An 11,300-nucleotide genomic window follows, 5' to 3' on the forward strand; every position below is an offset into this window, starting at 1 on the left:
ATCCTAAGCGGGCGGATTCACCGGCGCTTCCGCCGGCGGGGCCGGATCGTCCGGGGTGCAGCGGGGGAACAGCAGGGTGAAGGCCGTGCCGCGATCCGGGGCGCTGTCCACCGTGATGCTTCCCTTGAGCACCCCGACCACCAGATTGTGAACGATGTGCAGACCGAGCCCGCTGCCGCCCTGCCCGCGGCGCGTGGTGAAGAAGGGCTCGAAGACGCGGTTCCGGTGCTCGTCCGTCATGCCCCGGCCATCGTCGCGGAAGATCAGGCGGACCATGTCGCCTCCGACCGGCGCGGCGTCGATCGCCATGCCCCCCGGCTGCCCCTCGGCGAAGGCGTGGGTCAGCGCGTTCATCACCAGATTCGACAGAATCTGCGACAGCGCCCCCGGATAGCTGTCCAGTTCCAGCTCCGCCGGGCAGGACACCGACACGCCGTGCCCAGCCGGACGCAGTTTCGGCTGGAGGCTGACCAAGGTCTCGTGGATGTAGGCGCCGAGGTTGATCCGGCGGCGCTCCGAACTCGCGCGGTCCACCGCGACCTGCTTGAAGCCGGCGATGAGCTGCGCCGCCCGCTCGCAGTTGGCGAGAATCAGGTCGCTGGTGTCGGCCGCCGTGGCGAGGTAGCGGGCGAAGTCGCCGCGGCTGATCCCGCCGCTCTCGCTCATCGTCTTCAGCCGGCCGGTGGCGTCGGCGAGATGGGAGGCGCAGGACACCGCGATGCCGACCGGCGTGTTGATCTCATGCGCCACCCCGGCGACCAGCGCGCCAAGCGAGGCCAGCTTTTCCGCCTGTAGCATGGCCCTCTGGGCCTCGCGCAGTTCGACCAGAGCGGTTTCGGCCTCCCGCCGACGCCGCTCCAACTCCTGGTTGGCGGTGCCGAGCTGGGCCTGCAACCGGTCGCTGACCCGCAGAAGACGGCGCTGCTCGCGGATGCTGCGCTGGAACGACTCGATCAGCGCCTCGAACCCGGCCACGCAGTCCGGCGCGACCTCCTTCAGCCTCTCCCCCAGGGCGCGGGCCTGCTCGACGGCCTGTTCCTCGGCGGCGAAGAGGTTGAAGCTCATCCGATTCCGCCGATCGGCACTTCCCGCAGGGAAAAGGCGACATGGCGCAGATCCTCGGCGAAATCCTCGCCGAGCTCGCGCATCGATTCATCGCCTTCCTCATGGGACCAGACGACGGCGACCGGCCGACCGGCCTTCGCCACCGCCTCCAGCATTTGGAAGATGTTCATCAGCGCCTTGGCGCTGGAGCTGTTGAAATACAGCAGCTCCATGTCGAAGCGGATCGGCGTGTGGCCGGGCACCGCCAGATAGTCGCGCAGCGCGGTGAAGATGGGGCCGAAGAAGGTCGCGACGTCGTCGGGATAGGATTCGCCGGTCAGTCGTAACTGTCCGGCCGGAAAGTCGAACGCCACGCCCGGTGTGCGTCCGGTGGCGGCGATGGTCAGAGTGTCCATGGAGGTTCGCCCGTATCCCGCTGCGGTCTTCAGATGCGGACCTTGAGGCAGAAGAAGCTCCGCTCGCCGTCCATGGGGTCGAAATCGTAATCGATGGGTTCGCTGGCCCGCCGCGCGATCTCGATCAGGCCGATGGTGGCGCCCCGGCTGCCGTCCTCCGGCTCCTCGCGAAGCTGCTCGCGGTAATAGCTCTTGATGCCCTCGCGGTCGAGGCCGCGCAGATGGTCCAGCCGCTCCTTCAGGCGCGGTACGTCGGCGTTCAGCACCGTGTTGCCGCAGACGATGAAGACCTTGCCCCGCTCCATGCCGATGGTGACCATCCCGGCGCTCAGCTCCACCGAACGGGAACTGGTACCCGTCACCTTCTCCGCCGAATAGCGGATGATGTTCTGCATCTGCTCGACGAAGACGGAGAAGACCCGGCGCACGGTCGGCCCGTCGGCCTCCTCCATGGTCATCTTCTCGCGCAGGGCCTCGCCCAGCGAATAGAGGATCCCTTCGGACAGGTAGCCGCTGAAGGAGAAGATGATTCCCTTGCCGTCGAGGTCGCGTTTGATGGCGGCGTATTGCTGGGCAAGCATCGGCTTTCGCTTTCCAAACCGAAGTCCACGCCGGGTCGGGCGCGCGCGACGCCACGGTCGGCCGGGCGCCGCCGGACGCCGCCGGGACGCGACCGAAACTATCTCACCTTCCCCAACAAAGGGCCATACCCCAATGACACCGCGCCGCCGCGACCGAACCGGCCCGCCGGCGTCACACCGGCAGCATGATGCGGAACGCGGTCCCCTCCCCCACCACGCTGTCCACCGTGACAGCCCCGCCATGCAGCAGGACGATCTGCTGGACGGTGTGCAGGCCGATTCCGGTGCCCGGCACGCCGCGCGCGCCCGAGCCGCGGAAGAAGCGGTCGAACAGGCGGGGAATCTCCGAGTCCGGAATGCCACGCCCGCGGTCGCTGACCTCGATTGTCAGCGTCCGGCCCTCCCCCTCGCAGCGCAGCAGGATCGGGCCGTCGGGATCGGAGTACTTCACCGCGTTGTTGAGGAGATTGGCAAGCACCAGCCCGATCAGATGGCCGTCGAGTTCCGCCCGGGGCGGGGCGTGGTCCAGATCCAGCAGGAACCGGCGCGCCGGATAGGCGACCCGGAAGGGGTCGGCGACGCCGCGGATCAGTTCCGGCAGATCGACCGGACCGCGTTCCGGCACCAGGGCGTTGCTTTGCAGGCGTTCGTCGGTCAGGTGGGAGTCGATCAGGCCGGTCAGCCGCTGGACGCTGCCGCGGATGACCGACAGGCGCTCCAGCATGTCCGGCTCCACCCGCTCAGCGCGCATCGCCAGAAGCTGGGCCGCGCTGTCGATGATCGCCAGCGGCGTGCGGAACTCATGGCTGACCATGCCGAGGAACTGGCGCTGGTTATCGCGGGCGGCCAGTTCGCGCTCCAGCGCCCGCTCCACCCGCTCCTTGGCGAGGATCAGCGCCCGCTGGTTGGTGGCCAGCTCGGTGGTCCGCTGCTCGACCCGCTGCTCCAGCGAGCGGTTCAGCGCGACCAGCTCCTCGTACAGGCACACATTGTCGAAGCCGATGGCGACGCGGTTGCAGAACAGCTCGAGCAGCCGGTGCTCGTCGGCGGTGTAGGGCTCCAGCCGTTCCAGCGTCAGCACGGTGACGCCGTGCTCGCGCGTGCGGAAGACCAGCATGCAGAAGCCATCGTCGTACAGATTGCGCTGCGACCGGAAGGCCTCCTCCACCGCCAGGGCGAGCGGCTGGGGCAGCGCCTCGGCCACCGGCAGCCCGATCCCCCGGGCGTGACGGCCGAGCCCGGCCACAACGACGGTCTGGTCCCGGCCGTCGCCGCGCTCCATCCGCCGGCAGGCCAGCACCGCCGGGTCGCTGCCGGGGTCGACGACGCGCGAGAGCTGCTCGACCAGCCGTTCGACGAAGGCGCGCATCGACCGCGTCTCGAACAGCGAGGCCGAGGCGCTGAGAATGCGCTCCAGCCCCTGCCGGTTCCGCTCGATGGTGACGATGTCGCGCCAGGCCCGCAGCGCGCTGACCAGGGTGGTGAACAGGCGCTGGGCGGTCAGCTCGCTCTTGGCCTTGTAGTCGTTGATGTCGTAGCCGACGATCACGTCGCGCTCCGGCGCCTGCCCCGGCTGGCCGGTGCGCAGGATGATGCGCATCCGCCGGTTGCCAAGCTCGTCGCGGATGTGGCGGACCAGCCGCAGACCGGCGTCCTCCGTCTCCATCACCACGTCGAGCAGCGCCACCGGGATGTCCGGCCGCTCGGCCAGCACGGCCCGCGCCTCCGCCGCCGACAGGGCGCCGACCAGTTCGAACGGGCGCCCGTCGAAATCGAAGTCCCGCAACAGAACCGCCGTCATCGCATGGACCTGCGGGTCGTCGTCCACCACCAGGATCGGCCATGGCTCCCCCATCGGACGGTCCGGCCGGCCTGTCGCCGGATCGCCATCCTCCGGGCCGAACAGCGGTTCGTCGTCCAATCCAGCCATGCTCCGCCCCTGAAGACCCGACCCCACGCCCGAACGGCGCGGGCGTCCAGCGGGATGGAAGCACCGGACGCCGCCGCTTCCAAGCCGGAACCGCAACGCGGGGTGGTTTCGTTGCAATTTGTTGCAAATCACCGGAGGTCGTTTCCCGTTGCCGGCAATCCTTGCCATCCGACCATGTCGCCATGGCAATGGCTTCCGTATAGTGTCGCAGGAATCGCCCTGTCACGAGGCCCGCAACGACTGCGACCGGGTCGCAAGGAACATCGTCTGTCTTTCCTCTTGTCTTTGGATGGTGATGCCGTGCCTGCAACCGTCGATGTGTTCGGTGCCACTGTCCTTGTGCTGGGATTGGCCGCCCTCGGGCTTTCGGTGGTCTTCGAGGCGTCGCGGCTGAGCGCTTCCGCTGCCCGCAGGACGCTGGCCGGACGCCGCATCCAGGCACGGGAACGCGAGGCGCTCGCTCTCGGCAAGCGCCTCGACGAGGCGGAGGCGGAGGCGCGCGCCCGGCAGACGACGCTCGACGGCCTGCTGGCGGAGCGGTCGCGCATCCAGGCGGCGACCACCGCGCTGACGCTGTCCAAGATCGAGATGGTGCACGAGGTCGGCGAGCCGGCACCCGGCGCCGTCCTGTTCCAGGGCGATCTGCGCGCGAACGGCGAAGGCGGCGAGTCGGGCGCCGGCCGCGACACGCCGCGCCGCATCGTCTTTGCCCGCGAGATCTGGGAGCGCAGCAACATCGTCCATGTCTGGGCCGAAACGCCGGAAGCCGCGATGGCCGCCGTGCAGCGTGCCTTCAGCGCCCGTTCCGGCATCGTTGCCGCGCGGATGCAGCGGGCCGCCGCCCCTCCCCGCCAAACCGGCGGGACGGATGAGAAAAGGGAGGACCCGGCGCGACCGGCCCTGCGCATGGCCGCCGCCGCGCCGAGGCCGCGGGCGGCATGACCGCCCTGTTCCTCTACGGCGCCGTCCTGCTGATGGCGGCGAGCGTCATCGCCAACCGGATCGGCCAGCGCCGCATGGCCGCCGCGCGCAAGGCGCTGAAAACCGACGAGGACCGGCTGCGGCAGTTGGATCAGGGCATCACCGCAAGCACCCGCGTCCTGGAGCAGGCCCGGCAGCGCACCGCCGGGCTGGACGACCAGATCCACGACGCCCGTCTGGCGGTGGAGCATCTGACGGAACGCTACGAGCGGGCACGCGCGGCCCCGGCCGAGCGCTACCACATCTTCGACCGGCTCGACGCCCGTCCCGGCACCATCTGGTCGCTGGAGATCCGTCGGGCGGACGACGCGCCGAACGATCCCCGGCTGGCCGCCGCATGGCCGGCGCCACGCACCTATCTGCTGGTCGCCTCCAACCCGCGCGAGGCGATGGAGCGCGCCGCCCAGCGTTTTCCCCGTACCCAGGGATTCGAGGTCGGCAGCGCCGCGGCCTGCCACCTGTTCCGCAAGCGGACGTCGCTGGACGACAGGGACACCGCCGCCCTCTTCACCCGCAGGGACGGGCGATCCGCCGGGCGGGACCCAGGCTGAACGGGACAGGGGCCGCCAGCGCTCAGCCCTTCGTCCCCTTGCGGCGTTTCTGCTGGACGGGCGCCGGCGCCGGCACCGGCGGATCGTCGGCTTTCGGCAGCTTCTCGGCGATGCCGAAGGCCAGTTCGCGACGGCGCAGCTCGGCCATCACCTCGTCGGGCGAAATGCCGAGGTCGGACAGCAGGACCACCAGATTGTAGAGCAGGTCGGCCGACTCCATCAGGGTGGCGTTCCGGTCGCCGCGCATGGCCTCGATCGCGACCTCGATCGCCTCTTCCCCCACCTTGCGGGCCATGCGGGCACGCCCCTGGGCAAGCAGCTTGGCCGTGCGTGAACCGTCCATCGACGGATCCCGCCGCAGCGCCTGCACCGCCTCATACAACGCGCGAAGGGGATCGGGGCCGATGTAGTGAACCATCGATCGAGAGGTCGGTCCCGCCGCCGCCCGCGTCAAGCGGAGCCTTTCGCCATAGTACGGCCAAAGCCACGCAAGCGTTTGCCCACGCACACAGCGGCGCAGCAGGCGGCGAAATCTTTTCCACACAGCGCCAATCCCACATTTCATCAGCATAACAAACAATTGCAATAACTGAACATCAGGGAAAGAAAATCTCTGCCCAGCCGTAATTTTTATGGCAGCCAGCAATGCGCAGTCTGCGTATTTGGCATCTGGTGTACCAGAGTATAGTTCTCCCATCAGCTTGATGGAGAGCGATCATGATCACGACGACCTTCCCGCACGGCAACGCCGACCAGTCCTCGTCTCAATCCCTTCACAGCGTCGCTGAATTTCCGGTCGCCTGGTTCCAGGCCACCCCAGCCTTTCTCATCCTGCGCCCGGCCGCCCGCTTCCTGTCGGACTGGGTCCACGCCACCCCGGCCGGCATCGCCCTGCGCGCGCTGTTCCACTGATCCCCCCACTTTCCTTCCCCTTCCGCCCTGGAGGCCATCATGAGCACCGTCACCTTCCCGCAAGCTGGCCACGACCATGCGTCCACGCCGTCCCACAGCCCGGCCGTCGGTTTCATCGCCGCCTGGTACGAGGCCACCCCGGCCGCCATCCTGCTGCCCCCGGTCGGCCGCTTCCTGAAGGCCTGGTTCGAGGCGACCCCGCTGTCCATCGCCCTGCGGATGATGTCCCGCTGACCGTCCGAGCCGGCCCCTCCCGGCGATCCCTCGGCAATCCATCGCCGATCGAGAGTCCACGCGTTGCCTGGGATCGCCGTCCAAGACGGGACGGCGTCCCGCGCACGCGATTTCCGCGTTTCTCCCGAAGCCGACCGGGAACCGGCATCAAGCGCCGCCGCGCACGTCCTCGACCAGATGCTCCAACCGCCGGACATCGTGGATCACCAGCGCGTCCGCCCGCCGCTCGACCAGACCGTCGCGGGCCAGATCGCTGAGCACACGGGCGACCGTCTCGCGCGTCGTGCTGACACGGGCCGCGATGTCGGAATGGATCGGGATCGGGACAACCAACGCGGCCGCCCCGTCGACGCGGCCGCGCTTGGCAAGGCGCAGCAGTTCCGCATGGACCCGGTTGTTGGCCCCCAGCGTCGACAGTTCCATGATCCGGTCCGTCGCCGCCCGCAGCTTGTCGCAGAGCCGCGTCATCATCGCCAAGGCGAGGTCGGGATGGCCGGCGACCAACTCCTGGAACGGCCGCGGCGCCAGGAAGGCGACCAGAGCCCCCTCCGCCAGCGCGACGACGGAGGCCGAGCGCGGGCGCCCGTCGAGCGCCGACATCTCGCCGACGAACTGCCCGGCGTCGATGTCGTGGAAGCTGATCTCGCGCCCGCCCGCCGAATGGCTGAGCACCCGCACCCGCCCCTCGACGATGAAGGCGACGTCGCTGGTTTCGGCCCAATGATCGATCAACTGCTCGTCCGGTTCGAAGCGGCGCCAGCGGCATTGGCGCGCCACCGCCGTCCGCTGTTCCGCCGACAAGGGGCGCAGCAGGTCGATGCGGTCGAGGCTTCCAAGCGGCGGGTCGGCTTGCTTTGACACGGGAGAGGCTGCCCCTTCGATCCGAACCGGGAGAGCATGCCGGAGACACACCCCCGGAAGCATAGCCCGCCCCGCGCAAAAGTGGGAGGGACTGTGACCAAAAGGGTGCGTCAACCGTACGTTAACCCTAACGGCCGAGAAAGAGAGGACCGCGCCGCCCCTTCCCTCCCGACCGGAGCCCGACCGCCATGCCCTCGCTGACCATCCCCAACGCCCGCCGCGTCGATTCCCAGCGGCTGCTCTCGGTCGTCGCGATCCCGCTGGCGGCGGCCATCGCCATGGCGGCGGCCGTCGCCGCCACCGGCAGCGTCACCGACCCGATCGGCGAAGCGGGCGGCGCGCTGGCCTTCGTGCTGGAGTTCGCCAAATTCTGCTATCTGGCGGTCGCCACCGCCCACCTGTCGGGCGCCATCGCCGAGCGGATCGGCGGCGGCATGGCCGCCGGCCTGTGGCTGGACGAGTTCGACGCGCCGGAGCCGCTGTCCAAGGAGGAGTTCTGGCAGGCCTTCCCCAACCATGTCGACGGCGCCGCCATCGCCGGCGCGGTCGCCCTGTTCTGCATCGCCCTGGGCTGAGGGAAAGGCATGAACGCCGCTTTCCCGCATTGCGGTGGTTGAGCCGCGTCCCCGCTTGCATCACTATGGCCGGAAACGGCTTTCGACGGGTGGGCGAGCGTGGACAGGGACGCGACGGAGAAGAACGGGCAACCTGCGGAGCCGCCGCGCCCGCGCCGCGAAGGGATCGGGTTCATCGGCCGGCTGCGCGCCTATTTCCTGGCCGGCGTGCTGGTCACCGCTCCCATCGCCATCACGATCTACATCGCGTGGTGGTTCGTGTCCTTCATCGACGGGCACATCCGGCCGCTGATCCCGGCGGCCTACAACCCGGAAAACTACCTGCCCTTCTCGATTCCGGGCATCGGCGTCCTCACCGTCATCATCGTCGTCACCCTGATCGGCACCTTCACCGCCGGTTACGTCGGCCGGCTGGTGCTGGGGCTGGGCGAGGGGCTGGTGGAACGCATGCCGGTCGTCCGCTCCGTCTATGGCGCCGTGAAGCAGATCTTCGAGACGGTGCTCGCGAAGAAATCCAACGCCTTCCGCGAAGTCGTCGTGCTCCAGTACCCACGCGTCGGCGTCTGGTCGCTGGGCTTCATCACCGGCAGCGCCCATCCCGACGTCCAGCGGGTCAGCGAGGAGGAGATGGTCAACGTCTTCATCCCCTGCGCGCCGCCGACCGCCGGCTATCTGGTGATGGTGCCGCGCCATGAGGTGACGGTGCTGAACATGCCGGTCGAGGACGGGCTGAAGCTGGTGATGTCCGGCGGCATCGTCGTCCCGCCGGACCGCCAGACCGTCACCACCCTGCCCGGCGGCACCCGTCAGCCGGAACGCAGCGTCTTGGCCGCCGCGTCGCGCTCGAACAGGTAGAGCAGCGTCCGCAGCGCCTGCCCGCGCGGAGTCGCCAGCTCCGGATCACGGTCCACCACCAGCCGGGCATCGTCGCGCGCCACCGCCAGCAGATCGCCGTGCACCGCCAGATCGGCCAACCGGAAGCCCGGCAGGCCGGACTGACGGGTGCCCAGCACCTCGCCGGCCCCGCGCAGCCGCAAATCCTCCTCGGCGATGACGAAGCCGTCCTCGGTGTCGCGCAGCGTTTTCAGCCGCGCGCGCGCCGTCTCGGTCAGGTTGCCGTCGAACAGCAGCAGGCAGCTCGACGGCTTCTCGCCACGCCCGACCCGGCCGCGCAGCTGGTGAAGCTGCGCGAGACCGAAGCGCTCGGCATGCTCGATCACCATCACCGTCGCCTCGGGCACGTTGACACCGACCTCGATCACCGTGGTGGCGACCAGCACGTCGAGGCTCCCCTCCGCGAAGGCGGCCATCACCGCGTCCTTGTCGGGGCCGCGCATCTTGCCATGGACCAGCCCGACGCGGTCGCCGAAGGTCGCGCGCAGAAAGGCGTGGCGCTCGGTCGCGGCGGCAAGGTCGCTCTGCTCCGATTCATCGACCAGCGGGCAGACCCAATAGACCCGCGCGCCCTCCGCCACCTTGCGGTGGATGCCGTGGACGACCTCCTCCAGCCGGTCGAGCGCGATGGTCACCGTCTGCACGGGCTTGCGGCCGGCCGGCTTCTCGGTCAGGCGCGAGACGTCCATGTCGCCGTAGGCGGTCAGGGTCAGGGTGCGCGGGATCGGCGTCGCCGTCATCACCAGCACATCGACCGCCCGCCCCTTGGCCGAGAGCTGCAAACGCTGGTGGACGCCGAAGCGGTGCTGCTCGTCGATCACCGCCAGCGCCAGATCCTTGAAGGCGACGTCCTCCTGGAACAGCGCGTGGGTGCCGACCAGCAGCGGCAGTTCCCCCGAGGCCAGCCGGTCGAGCACCGCCTGGCGCGCCTTGCCCTTGTCGCGGCCGGTCAGCAGGCCGATCTCGACGCCGGCCGCCCGGCACAGCGGGGCGAGGCTCTCGGCGTGCTGGCGGGCGAGGATTTCGGTCGGCGCCATCAGGGCGGCCTGGGCGCCGGTTTCCACCGCGTTCAGCATCGCCATCAGCGCGACCACCGTCTTGCCGCTGCCGACGTCGCCCTGCAACAGCCGCAGCATGCGGCGCTCCGCCGCCATGTCGGCGAAAATCTCGTCGAGCGAGCCGCTCTGCGAGCCGGTCAGCGCGAAGGGCAAGGCGGCCAGCGCCGCCGCACGCAGCCGCCCGTCGCCTTCGGTCGCCCGCCCGGCGAGCCGGCGCTGGCTGGACCGCACCAGCATCAGCGCCAGCTGGTTGGCCAGCAGCTCGTCATAGGCGAGCCGGCTGCGCACCGGCGAGGTCGGCGCGAGGTCGGCCTCGTCGTCGGGCGTGTGGGCGCGCTTCAGCGCGTCGGCCCAGGCCGGCCACTGGCGGCGCGACAGCCACGCCGGGTCCTGCCATTCGGCGAGATCGGGAATGTCGCCGAAGGCGGCGCGCACCGCCTTGCGCAGGGTCTTGGCCGGCAGGCCGGCGGTCATCGGATAGACCGGCTCGACCGCCTCGATGTCGTCCCTGGACTCCAGCGGCACCACCGCGTCGGGGTGGGTGATCTGCGGCGTGTCGTTGAACCATTCAACCTTGCCCGACACCACCATGGTGGAGCCGGCCGGAATCTGCTTGGCCAGCCAGTCGCCCTTCACATGGAAATAGATCAGCTCCAGCACGCCGGTGTCGTCGGTGCAGCGGATCCGGTAGGGATGGCGCGGATTCACCGGCGCGACGTGGGAATCGATCCGCACGGTCAGCGTGGCGATGCGGCCGTGCGGCGCCTGGGCGATCTTGGGCGAAAAGCGGCGGTCGATGACGCCGCAGGGCAGATGCCACAGCAGATCGACGACATGGGCGCCGGCCAGCTTCTCCACCAGCTTGCCCAGGCGGGGCCCGAGACCGGGAAGAGCCGTCACCGGCTTGAACAGCGGGAAGAGGATGGCTGGACGCACGGGCGGGATTCACGGGCAGTGGCGGGGACGCTCGCGCCCAGAAAGCCGGTTGGCGAGGCGCTCGTCAAGACCGCGCGACGCATCGGGCAAAGAAGAACAAAGGAGGAAGGAAGGTGGCGGAGCGCGCCGTGACCGGCGGCCATGTGGGGGGCAACGATGGCCGTGGGGAAGGCCAGGGCGTGCTCCGCCGAAGGAAGCCGTCCGGGGGGCTTGCGGGAGAAACCGGACGGCAGCGGTCGGTGGCAGGGAACCACCGGAAGAGACAACAGAAGACTGAACGCTTCAACGACGGGCCCGGCGCTTGGGGGGAGAACCGTTCCCGTCACA

General features: G+C 69.5%; 13 protein-coding genes. 6 read left to right on the forward strand and 7 right to left on the reverse strand.

Annotated features, from left to right (window positions below; genetic code table 11):
- Window positions 1–3 precede the first annotated feature (3 nt).
- The 4 genes from J2847_RS04240 to J2847_RS04255 form a co-directional block, all read right to left on the reverse strand.
- Complete coding sequence (locus J2847_RS04240) at window positions 4–1,065, reverse strand: sensor histidine kinase (protein WP_209777201.1); 1,062 nt, start codon at window positions 1,063–1,065, stop codon at window positions 4–6.
- Window positions 1,062–1,460, reverse strand: a complete 399-nt coding sequence (locus J2847_RS04245) for a DUF1987 domain-containing protein (protein WP_209777202.1) — start codon at window positions 1,458–1,460, stop codon at window positions 1,062–1,064. The genes J2847_RS04240 and J2847_RS04245 overlap by 4 nt, the downstream gene beginning before the upstream one ends.
- A 29-nt stretch (window positions 1,461–1,489) precedes the next feature.
- On the reverse strand, window positions 1,490–2,041 hold the full coding sequence (locus J2847_RS04250) for a SiaB family protein kinase (protein ID WP_209777204.1): 552 nt from the start codon (window positions 2,039–2,041) through the stop codon (window positions 1,490–1,492).
- A 172-nt stretch (window positions 2,042–2,213) separates the two neighbouring features.
- The gene (locus J2847_RS04255; protein WP_209777205.1) at window positions 2,214–3,971 is read right to left on the reverse strand and encodes an ATP-binding response regulator; all 1,758 of its coding nucleotides are present in this window, start codon (window positions 3,969–3,971) and stop codon (window positions 2,214–2,216) included.
- A gap of 300 nt (window positions 3,972–4,271) precedes the next feature.
- Here J2847_RS04255 and J2847_RS04260 point away from each other — a divergent pair, with 300 nt between their 5' ends.
- Together J2847_RS04260 and J2847_RS04265 are read left to right on the forward strand one after the other, a co-directional pair.
- Window positions 4,272–4,913, forward strand: coding sequence for a hypothetical protein (locus J2847_RS04260; protein WP_209777207.1), 642 nt, complete (start codon window positions 4,272–4,274; stop codon window positions 4,911–4,913).
- Window positions 4,910–5,503 carry a hypothetical protein gene (locus tag J2847_RS04265; protein ID WP_209777209.1) on the forward strand — a complete coding sequence of 198 codons (594 nt, stop codon included), beginning with the start codon at window positions 4,910–4,912 and terminating at the stop codon, window positions 5,501–5,503. Before J2847_RS04260 ends, J2847_RS04265 begins: the two co-directional genes overlap by 4 nt.
- Before the next feature lie 22 nt (window positions 5,504–5,525).
- Here the strand turns inward: J2847_RS04265 and hisE are convergent, their stop codons facing one another.
- Window positions 5,526–5,921, reverse strand: coding sequence for a phosphoribosyl-ATP diphosphatase (gene hisE, locus J2847_RS04270; protein ID WP_209777210.1), 396 nt, complete (start codon window positions 5,919–5,921; stop codon window positions 5,526–5,528).
- A 299-nt stretch (window positions 5,922–6,220) separates the two neighbouring features.
- On the opposite strand from hisE, the gene J2847_RS04275 reads away from it, so the two are divergent.
- Complete coding sequence (locus J2847_RS04275; RefSeq protein ID WP_209777211.1) at window positions 6,221–6,415, forward strand: hypothetical protein; 195 nt, start codon at window positions 6,221–6,223, stop codon at window positions 6,413–6,415.
- Window positions 6,416–6,454: 39 nt separating this feature from the next.
- Entirely contained in the window at window positions 6,455–6,649 is a 195-nt protein-coding gene (locus J2847_RS04280; protein ID WP_209777213.1) for a hypothetical protein, read from the forward strand.
- Window positions 6,650–6,796: 147 nt separating this feature from the next.
- Here J2847_RS04280 and J2847_RS04285 read toward each other — a convergent pair whose 3' ends face one another.
- A complete protein-coding gene (locus J2847_RS04285) occupies window positions 6,797–7,510 on the reverse strand; it encodes a Crp/Fnr family transcriptional regulator (RefSeq protein ID WP_325169326.1) in 714 nt (237 codons plus the stop codon).
- Between the two features lie 188 nt (window positions 7,511–7,698).
- Here J2847_RS04285 and J2847_RS04290 point away from each other — a divergent pair, with 188 nt between their 5' ends.
- Entirely contained in the window at window positions 7,699–8,085 is a 387-nt protein-coding gene (locus J2847_RS04290; RefSeq protein ID WP_209777216.1) for a hypothetical protein, read from the forward strand.
- Between the two features lie 99 nt (window positions 8,086–8,184).
- Window positions 8,185–8,940, forward strand: coding sequence for a DUF502 domain-containing protein (locus J2847_RS04295; protein WP_209777218.1), 756 nt, complete (start codon window positions 8,185–8,187; stop codon window positions 8,938–8,940).
- Here the strand turns inward: J2847_RS04295 and recG are convergent.
- Complete coding sequence (gene recG / locus J2847_RS04300; protein ID WP_209777219.1) at window positions 8,892–10,973, reverse strand: ATP-dependent DNA helicase RecG; 2,082 nt, start codon at window positions 10,971–10,973, stop codon at window positions 8,892–8,894. The genes J2847_RS04295 and recG overlap by 49 nt on opposite strands.
- Window positions 10,974–11,300 lie beyond the last annotated feature (327 nt).

This window comes from Azospirillum agricola (genome assembly GCF_017876095.1).
In the GTDB taxonomy this organism is placed as follows: Bacteria; Pseudomonadota; Alphaproteobacteria; order Azospirillales; family Azospirillaceae; genus Azospirillum; species Azospirillum agricola.